The organism is Streptomyces sp. DH10, assembly GCF_029813805.1.
In the GTDB taxonomy this organism is placed as follows: Bacteria; Actinomycetota; Actinomycetes; order Streptomycetales; family Streptomycetaceae; genus Streptomyces; species Streptomyces coeruleofuscus.
Genome location: NZ_JARVKU010000034.1, coordinates 36,969 through 55,019 on the forward strand (window position 1 = coordinate 36,969; position 18,051 = coordinate 55,019).

Consider the following 18,051-nt stretch of genomic DNA (forward strand, 5'->3'; position numbering starts at 1 on the left):
CACATCACGCTTGTGCACACCCCGGAGGAATCTTGGAATCGCCCCTTGTGCGCCCCTGGGTGTTCACTTAACCTCGCAGCAACATCGAAGCGCTTCGACTCTGAAGTCCGCCACCCGGTGGTGCGCACTCCTCGTCACGCGTCGGAGTATCGCTTCGGCTCAGCCAGTTCCACTCGAGACACCGCAGCCGACGGCCCACCGCCGGGTGTCCTGGTGCGCCATGAAGGGTTGACGCAATGACGCCGAACGCCGCCTCCGCCTCCTCCGGACCGAGCCGGAGAAGTTTCCTCGCCTCCACGGCGGTCGCCACCGCAGCGGTGGCGGGGGGAATGCCGCTGCTTGCCGCGTGTGGCGGGTCGGGCAGCGGGTCGCGGGACGGGACCACGTCGGCCAAGGACGCCAAGAAGATCCTGCCGGCCTTCGTGGCCAGCAACGTGGTGAAGCCGGACATGCCGGCCAAGAACGGCTCGGCGATGGGCTTCACCGGCAAGCTCGACCTGGCCACTTTGAAGACCTCGGTCACGAAGAAGCTCGGCAAGGGTGGCAAGGTCACCATCATGTCGCCGTTCTGGGGCTCCCCGCCTCAGCAGAACAACGCCTACTACAGGGCGATGAACGACCTGATAGGCGTCGACGTCGTCTGGCAGAACCAGGACGGCAACACCTACGACCAGAAGCTCGGCGCCGTCCTCGCCTCCAGCGACATCCCGGATGTGGTGGTCGTCCCCGGCTGGAACATGAACGGCAAGATCCCGAGCGCCATCATCAACAAGTTCGCCGACCTCGGCCCGTACCTGTCCGGGGACGCGGTCAAGGAGTTCCCGAACCTCGCCGCGATCCCCACGGACGCCTGGCAGCGTTCCCTCTTCGGCGGGAAACTGCGCGGCCTGCCGCAGCCCGCCCCGTACGTCACCGGCATCGTGCCGCTGTACCGCAAGGACGTCTTCGACAAGGAGGGATACGAGATCCCCCGGTCGGCGGACGAGTTCATGGCGCTGGCCAAGGAGATCACCAACGCCAAGGCCAAGCGGTGGGCCTGCCTCGACATGAAGTGGACCGCCTTCCAGAACTTCGGGGTGCTCTCGGGCAGCGAAAAGCCGCTGTGGTGGAACCTCGTCGACGGCAAGCTGATCTGCCGCATCGAGACCGAGGAGTACCTCGAGGCCCTGGAGTGGGCCCGCAAGCTCTTCGCCGCCGGAGTCGTGCACCCCGACTCCGAGTTGGGCAAGAACGCCCCCGACCCCGGCCCTAAGTTTGCCGCCGGCGAGTTCCTGATCTACCCCAACAACATCTCCCAGTGGTGGAGCCGCACCGGCGAACAGGCCTCCCAGAACCCGGAGTTCAAGATCTGGGGCATGGACATCTGGGGCCACGACGGCGGCAACCCAGACCTCTGGGCCGATCAGCCGGCCGGCATCTTCGCCTTCATCAACAAGAAGGCCTCCGAGTCGGTCATCCGTGACGTGCTGGCCGTCGCCAACGTCACCGCCGCGCCGTACGGCACCAAGGAGTACATGATGACCAACTACGGCGTCGAGGGCACTCACTACTCCGTCAAGGACGGCGTCCCGGTCAAGACCGACAAGGGCAACAACGAGGTGATGAACGCCTACGTCATGGTCGCGAGCCCTGCGGCGACTCTCGCCCACCCCGACTTCCCGGACGTCGCCAAGGGCCAAGTCGAGTGGCAGCAGCGGATGGGCGCCTTCACCAAGAAGTCCTCCTTCTGGGGCATGCAGATCACCGAGCCTGGCCGCTACACCAACCTCGGCAACGACTTCGAGCAGCTCGAGGACGACATCACCCGCGGCCGCAAGAAGATCAGCGACATGCAGCAGGCCGTCTCCGACTGGAAGAGCAAGGGCGGCGACAAGCTGCGCGACTGGTACAAGAAGATCCTCGACGAGAACGGCTCGGCGGCGAGCTGACCAGGCTCTGAGGCAAGGAGAACGGCCGTGTCCCACAGCACGGTGCCTCGGAGCAGGGCCGAGGCCGACATGACGGAGAAGACCCCGGTGGCGTCCGGCGGCGCCACCGGTTCACCGGAGAAGCGACCCTCGGGGAAACTGAGCCTGTGGCTCAGGTTCAGACGCGACCGCGTCCTGCTCCTGATGACCCTGCCGGCCGTCGTGCTGGTCCTGGTCTTCAACTATCTGCCGATCCTCGGCAACGTCGTCGCCTTCCAGGACTACGACCCCTACATCAGCGACAACGGCATCGTCTCCATGCTGAACAGCCCCTTCGTGGGCATGGAGAACTTCCAGCGGATCTTCGAGGACTCGGCGTTCTGGAACGCCGTCCAGAACACGCTGGTGCTGTTCTCCCTCCAGCTCGTGCTGTTCTTCCCGATCCCGATCCTGCTCGCGCTGCTCATCAACAGCGTGGTCAGGCCCCGGGTGCGGGCGGTGGCACAGGCCGTTCTCTACCTGCCGCACTTCTTCTCCTGGGTGCTGGTCATCGCCGTCTTCCAGCAGATCTTCGGCGGCGCGGGCATCCTCTCCCAGCTGTTGCGGCAGCACGATTACAACGGCCTCAACATCATGACCGACCCGAACACCTTCCCCCTCCTGATCACCGCGCAGAGCGTGTGGAAGGACGCCGGGTGGGGGATCATCGTCTTCCTCGCCGCGCTGGCCTCGGTCAGCCCGGACCTGTACGAGGCCGCCGCGATGGACGGCGCCGGCCGCTGGCGCCGCATGTGGCATGTCACACTGCCCGCGCTGCGCCCGGTGATCGCCTTGCTGCTGGTCCTGCGGGTCGGCGACGCCCTCACCGTCGGTTTCGAGCAGATCCTGCTGCAACGCGACGCCGTCGGACCGGGCGCGGCCGAGGTCCTCGACACCTTCGTGTGGTGGAACGGCGTGCGCAACCAGGACTTCGGCTACGCGGCCGCCGCCGGACTCATCAAGGGCGTGATCAGCATCGGCTTGGTCCTCGCCGCGAACAAGGTGGCCCATCTCATGGGCGAGCAGGGGGTGTACAAGAAGTGAGCGCCGTCATCGACAAGCCGGTGAAGGAACCTGGCTGGTGGGAGGCGCCGCCTCGGCCGGCCTGGGAGGAGGAGCCCTCCAGGGCCGGTCTCGCCGGCAAGGGTCTCGCCCTGTCGCTGGCCTGCCTGGCGATTCTCTTCCCGCTGTGGATCGTGGTCGTCACCAGCCTGTCCTCACGCAAGACCATCGACGAGGCCGGCGGCCTGGTGATGGTGCCCAAGGACATCACCTTCGTCGCCTACAAGGAACTGCTCAGCGGCGGCCAGGTCACCCGCGCGGCGATCATCAGCGTCCTCGTCACCCTCGTCGGCACGCTGTTCTCGATGGCGGTGTCCGTCCTGTGTGCCTACGGCCTCTCCCGCAGCGGCTCCCTCGGCCACCGCTGGATCCTGATGATGCTGCTGGCGACCATGTTCTTCAGCGCCGGTCTCATCCCGACCTACCTTCTGGTGCAGTCCCTTGGCCTGACCGACAGTTATCTGGCGCTGATCCTGCCGAGTGCCCTCAGCGTCTTCAACATCCTCGTGCTGCGCGGCTTCTTCATGGGGATCTCGCAGGAGCTCATCGACAGTGCGCGGATCGACGGGGCCGGGGACTTCTGGATCCTGTGGCGGATCGTCATGCCGTTGTCGCGGGCGGTGCTCGCCGTTGTCACGCTGTTCTACGCCGTCGGGTACTGGAGCGCCTGGTTCAACGCCTCCCTGTACCTGAACGACCAGGACATGATGCCGTTGCAGAACGTCATGATCCAGCTGGTGCAGAAGCAGGAAGCACCGGTGGGGTTGGGCCAGGCCATCAAGACCGGCCAGCTGTCGGGGCTGGCCGTTCAGATGGCGGTCATGGTGATGGCCCTGCTGCCGGTCGCCGTCCTGTCGCCCTTCGTCCAGAAGCACTTCAAGAAGGGCATGCTCACGGGGGCCGTCAAGGGGTGACGCCCCTTGTGAGTGTTCGCCGTAGGACTGTCGGTTGTTTGTCGTGTGCCGCTGCGTTGTGGCTTGTCGCGCAGTTCCCCGCGCCCCTTGAGGCATCCCCCACCCCCCTCTTTTTGTGAGAACCGAGGTATGTCATGCGCACGTTCCACCTGAGCAGAAGAGCCGTGCTTGCCGGGACCGCTGCCACCGCCGCCGTCGCCGCCCTTCCGATGGTCCAGGGGCATGCCCAGGCCGCCGTTCCCGCCGCAGGCGGTGCCTACCGCTGGCGCAACGTCGTCCAGGGCGGCACCGGATTCGTGACCGGCGTCCTGTTCCACCCCTCCGTCCGCGGCCTCGCCTACGCCCGTACCGACATCGGCGGCGCCTACCGCTGGGACGACCGGACCGACCGGTGGATCCCGCTGACCGACCACCTCGGCTGGGACGACTGGAACCTGCTCGGTGTGGAGGCCATGGCCGTCGATCCGGCGCACCCGAACCGGCTGTACCTCGCCCTCGGCACGTACGCCCAGTCCTGGGCAGGCAACGGGGCGGTGCTGAGGTCGGAGGACCGCGGCGCGACCTGGAAGCGCACCGACCTCACCGTGAAGCTCGGGGCCAACGAGGACGGGCGCGGCTGCGGGGAGCGGCTGCTCGTCGACCCGCGGGACAGCGACACCCTGTGGCTGGGCACCCGGCACGACGGACTGCTCAGGTCGACCGACCGGGGCGCCACTTGGCAGGCAGTGAACTTCCCGGCCACCCCGAGCGCCACCGGCCAGGGCATCACGCTCCTCGTAGCCGCGGGCCGCGGCGTCTACGCCGGCTGGGGCGATTCCGACGGCGCCTCCGCCAACCTCTACAGAACCGCCGACGGCACCACCTGGGAGGCCGTCCCCGGGCAGCCCGCCGGCACCGCCGCCAAGGTCCCGGTCCGGGCCGCGTACGACCGGCACACCCGCGAGCTGTACGTGACGTACGGCAACGCCCCGGGCCCGAACGGCCAGTCCGACGGCAGCGTGCACAAGCTGCGCACGAGCACCGGGAAGTGGACCGAGGTCACGCCCGTGAAGCCCGGCGGGCCGACGAGCGACGGCGGGACCGACTCCTTCGGCTACGGCGGTTGTGCCGTCGACGCCCGTCGCCCCGGCACCGTCGTCGTCTCCACCAACAACCGCTGGTCGCTGGTCGACACCCTGTACCGGACCACCGACGGCGGCCGCACCTGGACGTCCCTGAAGGACAAGGCCGTCTTCGACGTCTCCGAGACGCCGTACCTCAAGTGGGGCGCCGACAAGCCCAAGTTCGGCTGGTGGATCCAGGCCGTCGGCCTCGACCCGTTCGACTCCCGGCACGTCGTCTACGGCACCGGCGCGACCCTGTACGGCACCCGCGACCTCAAGAACTGGGCCCCGGAGATCCGCGGTCTGGAGGAGGCGTCCATACGGCAGCTGATCTCTCCTCCGGCCGGAGAGGCGCACCTGATCAGCGGGTCCGGGGACATCGGCGTGATGTACCACGAGCGGCTCACGGCGTCCCCCTCGCGCGGCATGGCGTCGAACCCGGTGTTCGGCACGTCGACGGGGCTCGCGCTGGCCGCGGCCAAGCCGTCGTACGTCGTGCGGGCCGGCTGGGGCGACCACGGCAACGGTGCCTGGTCGGACGACGGCGGCAGGACCTGGTCCCCCTTCGAGTCCCAGCCGTCCATGGCCAAGTCCGCGCCGGGACCGATCACCACCAACGCCGACGGCAGTGTGCTGCTGTGGTCCTTCGGCGCGGGCAACCCGGGCTTCCGCTCGGCGGACAACGGGGGCAGCTGGTCCGAGGTGGCCTCCTTCCCGAAGGGTGCCGTCCCCGTCGCGGACCCGGTCGACCCGTCCCGCCTCTACGCCTTCGACACCACCACCGGCACCCTGTTCGCCAGCACCGACAGCGGCCGGACCTTCACCGCGCGGGCCACCGGCCTGAACTCGGGCGACGCGGAGTTCCAGCTGGCCGTGGCGCCGGGCCGCTCCGGCGACCTGTGGCTGAGCCTGAAGTGGAACGGGCTGTACCGCTCCACGGACGGCGGCGCGACCTTCACCAAGGTCGGCACCTGCTGGGCGTCGTACACCCTCGGCTTCGGCAAGGCCGCCGAGGGCGCCTCCTACCCGGCGGTCTACATGGTCGGCTCCACCGAGAGCATCACCGCCGTGTACCGCTCCGACGACGAGGCGAAGAGCTGGACCCGGATCAATGACGACCAGCACCAGTGGGGCTGGATCGGCGCGGCCATCAGCGGGGACCCGCGCGTCTACGGCCGCGTGTACATCGCCACCAACGGGCGCGGAGTGCAGTACGGGGAGCCTGCCCGGTGACCGCGAGAAAGCAGCCCGCGCTGAGCGATGCCACCCGGGGGCGTCTCCTCTTCGGCGGCGACTACAACCCGGAGCAGTGGCCGGAGGAGACCTGGCACGAGGACGTCCGGCTGATGAAGGACGCCGGCGTCAACTCCGTCACCCTCGGCGTGTTCTCCTGGTCGAAGCTCGAACCGGAGCCGGGCGCCCGGGAGTTCGGCTGGCTGGACACGCTGATGGACCTGATGCACGAGAACGGCATCGGTGTCGTCCTCGCCACCCCCACCTCCTCGCCCCCGCCCTGGATGGGCCGGCTGCACCCCGACACCCTGCCCGTCACCGAGGACGGCCGCACCGAGTGGTGGGGCGGCCGGCAGCACTTCTCGCACTCCAGCGCCACCTACCGGCGCTACGCCGCCGCCATCACCGAGGACCTGGCCGCCCGCTACGGCGGCCACCCGGCCCTGACGATGTGGCACATCAACAACGAGTACTGCACCTTCGACTACGGCGACGAGGCCGCGGCCGCCTTCCGCCGCTGGCTGTGCGAGAAGTACGGCACGCTCGACGCCCTCAACGAGGCCTGGGGCACCGCCTTCTGGAGCCAGGGCTACGACTGCTGGGACGGCATCCTGCCGCCCCGCCTGCCTCACTACATGCGCAACCCCGGCCAGGTGCTGGACTTCCGGCGCTTCACCTCCGACATGCTCCTGGAGTGTTACACCGCCGAGCGGGACATCGTCCGGAGTCACACCCCGCACATCCCGGTGACCAGCAACTTCATGCCGCTGTGGGTCGGCCAGGACGCCTGGCACTGGGCCGAGGAGGAGGACGTCGTCTCGGTCGACATCTACCCCGACCCGCGCGACCCGCTGGGCGCCCAGAGCGGCGCCCTCGTCCAGGACATGACCCGTTCCCAGGCGCGCGGGCCGTGGATGCTCATGGAGCAGGCGGCCGGGCCGGTCAACTGGCGGGGCGTGAACCACCCCAAGCCACGCGGCCTCAACCGGCTGTGGTCCCTCCAGGCCGTGGCCCGGGGCGCCGACGCCGTCTGCTACTTCCAGTGGCGGCAGTCCCGGCAGGGCGCGGAGAAGTTCCATTCTGGCATGGTCAGCCACGCCGGGGCGGAAGGCCGTACGTACCAGGAGGTCAGGCAGCTCGGCGCGGACCTGGCGAGGATCGCCCCGCAGGTGACCGGCCGGCACATCACCGCGAACGTCGCCGTCCTGCACGACTGGAACGCCTGGTGGGCCGGCGCCCAGGACGGCCGGCCGTCCAGCCGGGTGGAATACCCGGACGTCCTGCGCGCCTGGCACCTGGCCCTCTGGCAGGCGAAGCTGACCTGCGACTTCGCTCATCCCGAGCACGATCTGACGCCGTACTCGGTGGTCGTCGTCCCCCAGTTGTACGCGCTGACCGACGCGGCGATCGACAACCTCCTGGCCTACGCCCGCGGCGGCGGCACCCTCGTCTGCGGCTTCCTGACCGGCGTCGCCGACGAGGACGACCGAGTGCGCCCCGGCGGCATGGACGCCCGGCTGCGGGAGCTGTTCGGCATCCGCACGCTGCACGAGTGGTGGCCGCTGGACGCGGGGGAGACCGTCGCGTGCGAGGGCTTCCGCGGCACGCTGTGGTCCGAGGAGATCGAGCCCGCCGACCCCGACCACACGGCCTGCTACAAGGGTGGCGAACTGGACGGCATGCCCGCCGTACTGCGCAAGGGCCGGGCCTGGTACCTCTCCACGCTCCCGGAGCCCGAGGCCCTGCGCGAGCTGCTGGCCCGGATCGCCGGCGACGCGGGCGTCCGGCCGGTGCTCGACGGCCTCCCCGAGCAGGTCGAGGCCGTCCTGAGGGGCGAGGTGCTGTTCGTGCTCAACCACGGCCGCGAGCCGGTGACCGTCGAGGTCCCCGGCACGCACCGGGACCTGCTGACGGGGACGGCCGTCACCGACCGGGTCACCCTCGGCCGCTACGGGGCGGCGGTACTCCGGCCATGACCGACTCCGCACCCGTCCACGGCACGTGGGAGCCGCACCCGGCAGCGCGCTGGGAGGACGGCTTCCTGAGCGGCAACGGCCACCACGGCGCCCTCGTGTTCGGCGACCCGAACGACGAGCGGGTCGTCGTCACGCACCACACCCTGGTGCGGCCCAACGGCAGGGACCCCCGGCCCCCGCAGCTCGCCGCAGATCTCCCCGCTCTCCAGGACCGCCTCCTGGCGGGAGACACGACCGCGGCCGAGAGCTTCACCGACGGCCGTCCGCTCCAGTGGGTGCAGCCCTTCCACCCCGCCTTCCAGATCCGGCTGCGCCGGCCACCGGGCGAGAGCCCCGGTTACCGGCGCGACGTCGACTTCACCACCGGAGTCGTGCGGGCGGCCTGCACCGGCTGGACCAGCCGCCTCTTCGTCTCCCGGGCCGACGACGTGATCGTCCAGCAGGTCACCGGGCCCGGCCTCACCCTCGACATCGACCTGGACCACCGGCTGCCCGGCGCCCCCGCCGGACTGGGCGTCGGCCACGGAGCCGTCCTCACCCCCGAGGGCGCCCTGCTGAGCCTGCGCGCCCGCTACCCGGACAGCGACCTGGCCTGCACCGGCGTCACCCTGCTCGCCGGCACGGGCGGCACCACGACCCTCACGCCCCCCGGCGTGCACATCGAGGGAGCACGCTCCGTGCTGCTCCTCACCCGGGTGCACCGGCACACCGGCGAACTGGACGTGGTGGGGGAGGGCCGTGCCCTGCGCGACCTGCTCACCGGGTACGACGAGCTCCTCGGCCGCCACGCCGCCCTGCACCGCACCGCCTACGAGCGCGTCACCCTCGACCTGGCCGCCGACCCTGCCGAACGGGCGCTGCCAGGCACGGAGTTGCTGAAACGGCCCCGCAGCGCCGCCCTGCTGGAGCGCCTGTTCGCGGCCGGCCGCTACCACCTGTTGTCCGCCAGCGGCCTCTTCCCGCCCCGCCTGACCGGACTGTGGACCGGCGACTGGGACACGGCCTGGTCGGGAGCGTTCACCAACGACGCCAACCTCAACCTCCAGACCGCGTCGGCCGCTGCCGCCGCCCTCCCCGAGGTCACCGAGGCCCACGCCTCGCTGATCCAGCGCCAGCTCCCCGACTGGCGCGACAACGCCCGCGCGGTCTTCGGCACCCGGGGCGCCGTCGCCCCCGCCCACACCGACGGCGAGTCCGGCCACTCGTACCACTTCAGCCGCGAGTACCCGCTGCACCTGTGGACCGCCGGTGCCGACTGGCTGCTCAAGCCGCTGGTCGACCACGACGAGACCCACGGCACCCGCGACCCGCGCACCGCCGCCGCGCTCGCCGAAGTCGCCCTGTTCTACGAGGACTTCCTCACCCGCACGGACGAGGACGGCCGGCTCGTCGTCGTTCCCTCCTACTCGCCCGAGAACCGGCCCGCCAACGCGAGCTGGGGCACCCTCAACGCGGCCATGGACCTCTCAGCGGCCCGCCACGCCCTGCGCACGGCCGCCGCCTGCCACCCGGGCCCCGACGCCGACCGCTGGCTGGCCCTCGCCGACCGGCTCCCGCCGCACCGGATCAACGAGGACGGAGCCCTGGCGGAATGGGCCTGGCCGGGCCTGGAGGACTCCTACGACCACCGCCACCTCAGCCACCTCTACGGCGTCTGGCCGCTCGACGAGATCACCCCCTACGACACCCCCGACCTCGCGGCCGCCGCGCACCGCGCCCTCGAACTGCGCGGCGCCGAGAACGACTCCGCGCACGGCCACCTGCACCATGCGCTCATCGCGGCCCGGCTCAGGGACGCCGGCCACGTCGCCCACGCCCTCGGCCAGGTCCTGGACGGCGACTTCTTCCACGCGTCCCTGATGAGCGCCCACTACCCGAACCGGAACGTCTACAACGCCGACGCCGCGCACACCCTGCCCGCCGTGCTGATCGAGATGCTCGTGCAGTCGACCCCGGACCGGCTGGTCCTGCTGCCCGCGCTGCCGACGGCCTACCCCAGCGGCGCACTGCGCGGTGTGCGCACCCGGTTCGGGGCCGAGATCGACCTCACCTGGTCCCCGGACGGCGTGGCCGCCGTCATCCGGCCGGGCCGCACCCACCGCGTCGAACTGCGGACTTCCTCCGGCGCAGAATCCCTCCACCTGGTCGCCGGAGAAGACCACGTCCTCACCCCGAGGGCGTGGTAGTTCCCCCCATCCCCCCACCCCATGGAAGGGACACCATGGCATCACGCACCTTGAGCAGGGTCACCAAGGCCCTGCTCGCCCCCGCCCTGGCACTCGGCGCCACCATAGGCCTCGCCTCCGCCCCCGCCTCCGCCGCCGTCTGGAACTCCTGCGACCAGTGGGGCAACACGAGCCTGAACGGCTACACGCTCTACAACAACATCTGGGGTTCCGGCGCCGGCAGCCAGTGCACCTGGGCCAACTCCGGGACCAACTGGGGTGTCTGGGCCGACCACCCCAACACCGGCGGCATCAAGTCGTACCCGAACTCCAAGAAGGTGATCAACAAGTCGATCGACTCGCTGCGCTCCCTGTCCAGCAGCTACAACGTCTCCGTCCCGTCGTCCGGCGCGTACAACTCGTCGTACGACGTCTGGGACACGGACTACGACTACGAGATCATGCTCTGGGTGAACTACAACGGAGCGGTCGGCCCGATCGGCACCTCCCAGGGTTCCGTCAGCCTCGGCGGCCACACCTGGAACGTCTACAAGGGCAGCAACGGCAGCAACGAGGTCTTCTCGTTCCTGCGGACGTCCGACTCCAACTCCGGCACCGTCAACATCCTGCCGATCCTGAAGTGGATCAAGGACACTAAGCGCTGGATGGGCAACGAGACCATCGGTGACGTCCAGTTCGGCTACGAGGTCACCTCGTCGTCCGGCGGACTCAACTTCACTACGAACAACCTGACGGTCAGCAGCAGCTGACGCCTCCCGGGGCCGGGGCCGGCCGCGCCGAGCTTCAGGCGCGGTCGACCTCGGCCCGCAGCGCGTTGTAGTCCGCGAACGCCGACTCGACCTCGGCGCGGGTCAGGCCGTAGCGGGACAGGTCGTAGGTGTGCCTGCGGGTGCCCTTGGGCCGGGCGACGGCCGCGGGGAGACGGGCCGCGTCGGCCTCGGTCCAGGGAGCGCCGACGGCCGCGTAGAGCTTCGGAGCGCCGGTCGCCGGATCGGAGCCGAGCCAGGAGTACGGGGCGTCCACCAGCTGCTCCGCCGGGATGGCGGCCCGGGCCGCGAGGCCGCGCGTCATGGCACGGCTCAGCAGGCCGAGCCAGGTGGCGCCGATGCCGGCCAGGTCGAGCGGGCGGGTGCTGACGGCCATGCCGTGCTCGATCAGCGAGCAGAAGGACGCCACGACGGTGACCGGGTCGCGGTGGCACCACACGATCGTGGCGTCGGGGAAGGCCGTGCGCAGCGCGTCCAGGTTCTCCAGGTGCATCGGGGACTTCAGCACCCAGCGGCGGCGCGGACGGCCGTACTGGAGCACCTGGTAGACCTGCTTGAGGTACCGGTAGTCGGCGGTGAAGTCCCGCTCGCAGTGCCAGGCCAGGTACTCGGGGATACGGGCCTGGGAGAACGGCATGAGGGCGTGCGGGAGCGCGAACGTGCACTCCTCGGGCCCCTCGGCGGCCATCGCGTGGATGTCGCGGAAACGCGGCGCGAAGAGGTCCGTGCCCTGCACCAGCCGGCGCCCGGCCGTGATCGCCCTGCGCCGCTGCCGGGGCGGCAACTCCAGGTCGGGCCCGAGCAGTTCCCACAGCAGGGGACACCGGTGCCCGTCCGAGATCGACAGCACGGAGTGCGTGACCGTGGTGGCGGTGCGCGGCAGCCCCACGACGAACACCGGCTTCTCGATCGGCTCCCGCTCGATCTCCGGGTGCTCGGCGATCAGCCTCAGGACCCGGGCCCGGTTGGTGAGATGCCGGCGCACGTGGACCTGCGCCGACTGCCAGCCGACCGGGGTGAGGTTCTCGGCCTTCGCCCACCACCCCAGCAGCGACCGGAAGCCGTCGACGAACTCCCGGTCTCCCGGCGCCTCACCGGCTTCCACCACGATGCGGTCGAAGATCCGGTCCGGGTCACGGCGGGAGCCGAAGCCCGGTCGCAGCAACAGATTCGCCAGCGTGAGGGGAAGCGGAGACGTGGACACGCGGGGAACCTATCCTCTCGAACTCTCGAACCCGCTTGCGGCGGACGAAAGTTGGCCGAACAGGCGGAAGGGGTGGCCGGAAGACCTCCATCGATCCGGCCACCCCTCCCACCGACACGGCTACTCCGCTACAGGCAGCCGTGCCCCGTCCCGCAGGAACAGCGGGATGCGGTCCAGCGGGGCGTCGACCGTCACGGACCGGCCGCCCTCGTACGTCTCACCCGTCCACGCGTCCGTCCATGTGGCCCCCGCCGGCAGGTACGCCGTACGGGCGGTGGCGCCGGCGGTGAGCACCGGGGTGACCAGCAGGTCCGGGCCGAAGAGGTAGGAGTCGTCGACCGACCAGGCGGCCGGGTCGTCCGGGAACTCCAGGAACAGCGGCCGCATCACCGGCAGGCCCTCCTCGTGCGCCTCCCGCATGACGCGCAGCACGTAAGGCTTCAGGCGCTCGCGCAGCCGCAGGTACTTCTCCAGGACCGCCAGCGCTTCCTCGCCGTACGACCACACCTCGTTCGGGCCGCCGGTCATCTCCGGGCCCAGCGGCATGCCCGGGTCGCGGAAGCCGTGCAGACGCATCAGCGGGGACAGCGCGCCGAACTGGAACCAGCGGACCATCACCTCCCGGTACGCCGGATCGTCCGGGTCACCGCCGTGGAAGCCGCCGATGTCGGTGTTCCACCACGGGATGCCCGACAGCGCGGTGTTGAGGCCGGCCGCGATCTGGCGGCGCAGGGTCGGGAAGTCCGTGCCGATGTCCCCGGACCACAGGGCGGCGCCGTAGCGCTGACTGCCCGCCCAGGCCGAGCGGTTGAGGCTGACGACCTCCTCCTCGCCGGTGGCGACGAGCCCCTCGTAGAACGTGCGGGCGTTCTCGGCCGGGTAGCTGTTGCCGACCTCCAGGCCCGGGCCCGCCCAGTAGCGCAGGTTCTCCTGGAAGCCCGGCTTCAGCTCCGGCTCGCCGGCGTCCAGCCAGAACGCCGTGATCCCGTACGGGTCGAGGTAGTTCTCCTTCACCTTCGACCACACGAATTCCCGGGCGTCCGGGTTGGTGGCGTCGTAGAAGGCCACCTGGACCGTGGAGGCGACCTCCTTGTCGGGCCAGTCGGCATGCGCCATCGGCCCGTACTGGGTGCCGATGAAGTAGCCGCGCTGCTCCATGACCGGGTGGTTCTCGCTCAGCGGCGACACCGACGGCCAGACGCTCACCACCAGCTTGATGCCGAGCTCCGCCAGCTCGCGCACCATCGCCGCCGGGTCCGGCCACTCCTTCGGGTCGAACTTCCACTCGCCGAGGTGCGTCCAGTGGAAGAAGTCGCACACGATCGCGGAGATCGGCAGGCCCCGGCGCTTGTACTCCCGAGCCACCGCCATGAGTTCGTCCTGGGTGCGGTAGCGCAGCTTGCACTGCCAGAAGCCCGCCGCCCACTCCGGCAGCATCGGCGTCCGGCCGGTCACCGCGCTGTAGCGGCGCTGGGCGGCGGCCGGGTCGCCCGCCGTGATCCAGTAGTCGATCTGCCGGGCCGAGTCGGCGACCCACCGCGTGCCGTTGTACGCGAGCTCCACGCGGCCGATCGCCGGGTTGTTCCACAGCAGGGTGTAGCCGCGGCTGGAGGTCAGCACCGGAATGCCGACCTCGGCGTTGCGCTGGACCAGGTCGAGGACCAGGCCCTTCTGGTCGAGACGCCCGTGCTGGTGCTGACCGAGGCCGTACAGCTTCTCGTCGTCGTACGCGGCGAAGCGCTGCTCCAGGCGGTGGTGGCCGTTGCCGACGGCCGTGTAGAGGCGGGAGCCGGGCCACCAGAAGTGGGCGCGGTCCTCGGCGAGCAGCTCGGCGGAGTCCTCCGTCCGCAGGAAGCGGACCAGGCCCTCGGCGTTCACCTCGACGGTGAGCGCCCCGACGGTCAGCTGCCCTCGCCCCTCCTCGATCTTCACCGTGGACGGGGTCGCGGGGGCCTCGTCGAGGAGCGCGCCCGGGAGCCCTTCGAGCACCGGGCCGCCGAGCCGGGCCCGCACCCGGACCGCGTCCGGACCCCACGGCTCGATCCGTACGGTCTCCTGACGGCCGCTCCACTCCAGCGCGCCGTCCCGCTCGCGGAACGTGCCGACGGTGGGGGAGGACTGCGCCAGGCTCACCTGGGGCTGGGTTTCAGCAGGCTGATTCACGTGGCGGGCTCCTGTGCTCCTGGGGGAGTGCAGACAGAGGTGTTCAGACAGAGGTGCTCAGACAGAGGCGTGCGGACATGGCGGTGCCCTGGGAGGCGGGCCGGTGGTCGGTGAGCGGGAGAAGGGGGTGTGCCTACGGCGTGCCTACGGCATGCCTACGGCCGGGCCGGCGCCGGCCCCGTGCTGCCCCGGACCGTCAGCTCGGGCGCGATCAGCACGAGCTCGTCGCTGCCGCGCCCCTCGAACTTGGCGACCAGGTGTTCCACGGCGTGCCGACCCATCTCCTGCGCGGGGATGGCGACCGACGTGAGCCGCACCGAGGCCTGCGTCGCGACCTGGTCGGGGCAGATCGCGACCACCGACACGTCCTCGGGCACGGCCCGGCCCTGCTGCCGCAGCAGCGCGAGCAGCGGCTCGACCGCCGACTCGTTCTGCACGATGATCCCCGTGGTTCCCGGGCGTTCGTCGAGGATCCGGGCGAGCGTCACGGCCATCGCGTCGTACCCGCCGTCGCACGGCCGGTGCAGCAGCCGCACGCCCAGCTCCCGGGAACGCGACCGGAGCCCGTCGAGGGTGCGCTCGGCGAAGCCGGTGTGCCGCTCGTAGACGGCCGGGGCCTCGCCGATGACAGCGATGTCCTGGTGGCCCTGCTTCGCCAGGTGCTCCACACACAGGGCGCCCGTCGCCCGGAAGTCCAGATCGACGCAGGTCAGCCCGTTGGTGTCGGCGGGCAGCCCGATCAGCACGGAGGGCTGGTCCGTCGCGCGCAGCAACGGCAGCCGCTCGTCGTCGAGTTCGACGTCCATAAGGATCATCCCGTCGGCGAGCCCGCTGCCGGCGACGCGGCGTACCGCGTCCGGGCCCTCCTCACCGGTGAGCAGCAGCACGTCGTACCCGTGCGTCCGCGCGGCGGTCGCCACCGCGATGGCGATCTCCATCATCACGGGCACGTACATGTCCGTGCGCAGCGGGACCATCAGCGCGATGATGTTCGACTTGCTGCTGGCCAGGGCGCGGGCCCCGGCGTTCGGGTGGTACCCGAGCTCGCGGATGCTCCGCTCGACCCGCTGCCGGGTGTTCGCGGAGATGGACCGCTTGCCGCTGAGGACATAGCTCACCGTGCTCGCCGAGACTCCGGCGTGCTGGGCGACCTCGGCGAGGGTGACCATCCAGCTCTCCAAGCTTTGTGAAGCGCTTCGACGATGCGCGTTACTGATATGGGTGGGTGAGGGTGGTTCGACAGTAGCTCCAGCGGGAGTACGTGTCCATAGGTTGTCGAAGCGCTTCGATACCTATTTCCCGGAGGGGTGGCCGACTCTTGGCCGGCACCTTGATGCAACACCGTCGTCAGGCCCCCGACAAGTCCGGGAGTGTTGCGCCCCCTTCGGCTGAACGGACGCGCGAGGACTGGTGGGAGCGTCCGGTTTCGGGTACCAACGATCCAGTAGCACTGATCGGTAACGTACGGTCCTCAACAGCCCTATATGCGGCGAGGTGACCCTCATGTCCGCTTCCACCACCCCCTCCTCCCGTCCCGCCGTCACCGAGCGGGAAGCCCGTGAGGTGGCGGAGGCCGCCCGGGAGCAGCACTGGCGCAAGCCCAGCTTCGCCAAGGAGCTGTTCCTCGGCCGCTTCCGGCTCGACCTCATCCACCCCCACCCCCTTCCGGCCGACGAGGCGGCCCAGCGCGGCGAGGAGTTCCTCGCCAAGCTCCGCGACTTCGTCGAGACGAAGGTCGACGCGGCCCTCATCGAGCGCGACGCCCGCATCCCCGACGAGGTGATCGACGGACTGAAGGAGCTCGGCGCCTTCGGCATGAAGATCGACACCAAGTACGGCGGGCTGGGCCTCACGCAGGTGTATTACAACAAGGCGCTGTCGCTGGCCGGCTCCGCCTGCCCGGCGATCGGCGTACTGCTCTCCGCGCACCAGTCGATCGGCGTGCCGCAGCCGCTGAAACTGTTCGGCACGCAGGAACAGAAGGAGCGCTTCCTGCCGCGCTGCGCGCGTACGGACATCAGCGCCTTCCTGCTCACCGAGCCCGACGTCGGTTCCGACCCGGCCCGCCTCGCCGCCACCGCCGTGCCCGACGGGGACGACTACGTCCTCGACGGCGTGAAGCTGTGGACCACCAACGGCGTAGTCGCCGACCTGCTGGTCGTCATGGCCCGGGTCCCGAGGAGCGAGGGCCACAAGGGCGGCATCACGGCGTTCGTCGTGGAGACCAACTCGCCCGGCGTCACCGTCGAGAACCGCAACGCCTTCATGGGCCTGCGCGGCATCGAGAACGGCGTCACCCGCTTCCACCAGGTCCGCGTCCCCGCCGCCAACCGCGTCGGCGAGGAGGGCCAGGGCCTGAAGATCGCCCTGACCACCCTCAATACCGGGCGGCTCTCCCTGCCCGCCTCCTGCGTGGCGGCCGGCAAGTGGTGCCTGAAGATCGCCCGGGAGTGGTCGGCGGCCCGCGAACAGTGGGGCAAGCCCGTCGCGCACCACGAGGCGGTCGGCTCCAAGATCTCCTTCATCGCGGCGACCACCTTCGCCCTGGAGGCCGTGACGGACCTGGCCTCGCAGATGGCCGACGAGGACCGCAACGACATCCGCATCGAAGGCGCCCTCGCCAAGCTCTACGCTTCCGAGATGGCCTGGACGATGGCCGACGAGCTCGTCCAGATCCGCGGCGGCCGCGGATTCGAGACGGCCGAGTCCCTCCGGGCCCGCGGCGAGCGCGGCGTCCCCGCCGAGCAGGTGCTGCGCGACCTGCGCATCAACCGCATCTTCGAGGGCTCGACGGAGATCATGCACCTCCTCATCGCCCGCGAGGCCGTCGACGCCCACCTCTCGGTCGCCGGCGACCTCATCGACCCCGGGAAGTCCCTCGGCGACAAGGCCAAGGCGGGCGCCAACGCGGGAGCCTTCTACGCCAAGTGGCTCCCGAAACTGGTCGCGGGCCCGGGGCAGGTCCCCACCTCCTACAGCGAGTTCAAGCACGAGGTGGACCTCTCCGGGCACCTGCGCTACGTCGAGCGCACCTCCCGCAAGCTCGCCCGCTCCACCTTCTACGCCATGTCCCGCTGGCAGGGCCGGATGGAGTCCAAGCAGGGCTTCCTCGGCCGCATCGTCGACATCGGCGCCGAGCTGTTCGCCATGAGCGCGACCTGCGTACGAGCCGAGCTCCTGCGCGGCCAGGGCGACCACGGCCGCGAGGCCTACCAGCTCGCCGACGTCTTCTGCCGCCAGTCCCGGATCCGGATCGAGGAGCTCTTCAACCGCCTGTGGACCAACACCGACGACCTCGACCGCAAGGTCGTCAAGGGCGTCCTGTCGGGCACGTACGAGTGGCTGGAGCACGGCATCGTCGACCCGTCGGGCGACGGCCCCTGGATCGCGGACGCCACTCCCGGCCCGAGCCAGAAGGAGAACGTCCACCGGCCGATCCGGTAACCCGGCCCCTTGAGGGGGCGCGAGCCGGTGCGGCGCGCGCCCCCATGGAGGGG

General features: G+C 70.3%; 11 protein-coding genes. 8 read left to right on the top strand and 3 right to left on the bottom strand.

Going from position 1 to position 18,051, the window contains the following annotated elements; all coding sequences use genetic code 11:
- Window positions 1-236 precede the first annotated feature (236 nt).
- The 7 genes from QC385_RS40690 (at window position 237) to QC385_RS40720 (ending at window position 11,169) form a co-directional block, all read left to right on the top strand.
- Entirely contained in the window at window positions 237-1,928 is a 1,692-nt protein-coding gene (locus tag QC385_RS40690; RefSeq protein WP_279546449.1) for an extracellular solute-binding protein, read from the top strand.
- Between the two features lie 27 nt (window positions 1,929-1,955).
- A complete protein-coding gene (locus tag QC385_RS40695; protein WP_279546451.1) occupies window positions 1,956-2,990 on the top strand; it encodes an ABC transporter permease in 1,035 nt (344 codons plus the stop codon).
- The gene (locus QC385_RS40700) at window positions 2,987-3,922 is read left to right on the top strand and encodes a carbohydrate ABC transporter permease (protein ID WP_279546452.1); all 936 of its coding nucleotides are present in this window, start codon (window positions 2,987-2,989) and stop codon (window positions 3,920-3,922) included. The genes QC385_RS40695 and QC385_RS40700 overlap by 4 nt, the downstream gene beginning before the upstream one ends.
- Before the next feature lie 134 nt (window positions 3,923-4,056).
- Complete coding sequence (locus tag QC385_RS40705; protein ID WP_279546454.1) at window positions 4,057-6,258, top strand: 1,4-beta-glucanase; 2,202 nt, start codon at window positions 4,057-4,059, stop codon at window positions 6,256-6,258.
- On the top strand, window positions 6,255-8,234 hold the full coding sequence (locus tag QC385_RS40710; protein WP_279546455.1) for a beta-galactosidase: 1,980 nt from the start codon (window positions 6,255-6,257) through the stop codon (window positions 8,232-8,234). Before QC385_RS40705 ends, QC385_RS40710 begins: the two co-directional genes overlap by 4 nt.
- Complete coding sequence (locus QC385_RS40715) at window positions 8,231-10,420, top strand: glycosyl hydrolase family 95 catalytic domain-containing protein (protein WP_279546457.1); 2,190 nt, start codon at window positions 8,231-8,233, stop codon at window positions 10,418-10,420. The genes QC385_RS40710 and QC385_RS40715 overlap by 4 nt, the downstream gene beginning before the upstream one ends.
- Before the next feature lie 35 nt (window positions 10,421-10,455).
- Entirely contained in the window at window positions 10,456-11,169 is a 714-nt protein-coding gene (locus QC385_RS40720) for a glycoside hydrolase family 12 protein (RefSeq protein ID WP_150483322.1), read from the top strand.
- Between the two features lie 34 nt (window positions 11,170-11,203).
- Here QC385_RS40720 and QC385_RS40725 read toward each other — a convergent pair whose 3' ends face one another.
- The 3 genes from QC385_RS40725 to QC385_RS40735 all read right to left on the bottom strand — a co-directional run bounded on the left by QC385_RS40725 (window position 11,204) and on the right by QC385_RS40735 (window position 15,723).
- Window positions 11,204-12,391 (bottom strand): sulfotransferase family protein, encoded by a 1,188-nt coding sequence (locus QC385_RS40725; RefSeq protein WP_279546458.1) that lies wholly within the window; start codon window positions 12,389-12,391, stop codon window positions 11,204-11,206.
- 120 nt (window positions 12,392-12,511) lie between these two features.
- Window positions 12,512-14,554, bottom strand: a complete 2,043-nt coding sequence (locus QC385_RS40730; protein ID WP_279546459.1) for a glycoside hydrolase family 31 protein — start codon at window positions 14,552-14,554, stop codon at window positions 12,512-12,514.
- Between the two features lie 155 nt (window positions 14,555-14,709).
- On the bottom strand, window positions 14,710-15,723 hold the full coding sequence (locus QC385_RS40735) for a LacI family DNA-binding transcriptional regulator (protein WP_279546460.1): 1,014 nt from the start codon (window positions 15,721-15,723) through the stop codon (window positions 14,710-14,712).
- A gap of 334 nt (window positions 15,724-16,057) precedes the next feature.
- Between QC385_RS40735 and QC385_RS40740 the strand changes: the two genes are divergently transcribed.
- Complete coding sequence (locus tag QC385_RS40740; RefSeq protein WP_279546461.1) at window positions 16,058-17,998, top strand: acyl-CoA dehydrogenase family protein; 1,941 nt, start codon at window positions 16,058-16,060, stop codon at window positions 17,996-17,998.
- Window positions 17,999-18,051 lie beyond the last annotated feature (53 nt).

Bases quoted from the DNA above. Each gene is read 5' to 3' on its own strand.
- QC385_RS40690 (WP_279546449.1), top strand. From the start codon at position 237: ATGACGCCGAACGCCGCCTCCGCCTCCTCCGGACCGAGCCGGAGAAGT.
- QC385_RS40705 (WP_279546454.1), top strand. From the start codon at position 4,057: ATGCGCACGTTCCACCTGAGCAGAAGAGCCGTGCTTGCCGGGACCGCT.
- QC385_RS40715 (WP_279546457.1), top strand. From the start codon at position 8,231: ATGACCGACTCCGCACCCGTCCACGGCACGTGGGAGCCGCACCCGGCA.
- QC385_RS40720 (WP_150483322.1), top strand. From the start codon at position 10,456: ATGGCATCACGCACCTTGAGCAGGGTCACCAAGGCCCTGCTCGCCCCC.
- QC385_RS40735 (WP_279546460.1), bottom strand. From the start codon at position 15,723: ATGGTCACCCTCGCCGAGGTCGCCCAGCACGCCGGAGTCTCGGCGAGC.
- QC385_RS40740 (WP_279546461.1), top strand. From the start codon at position 16,058: ATGTCCGCTTCCACCACCCCCTCCTCCCGTCCCGCCGTCACCGAGCGG.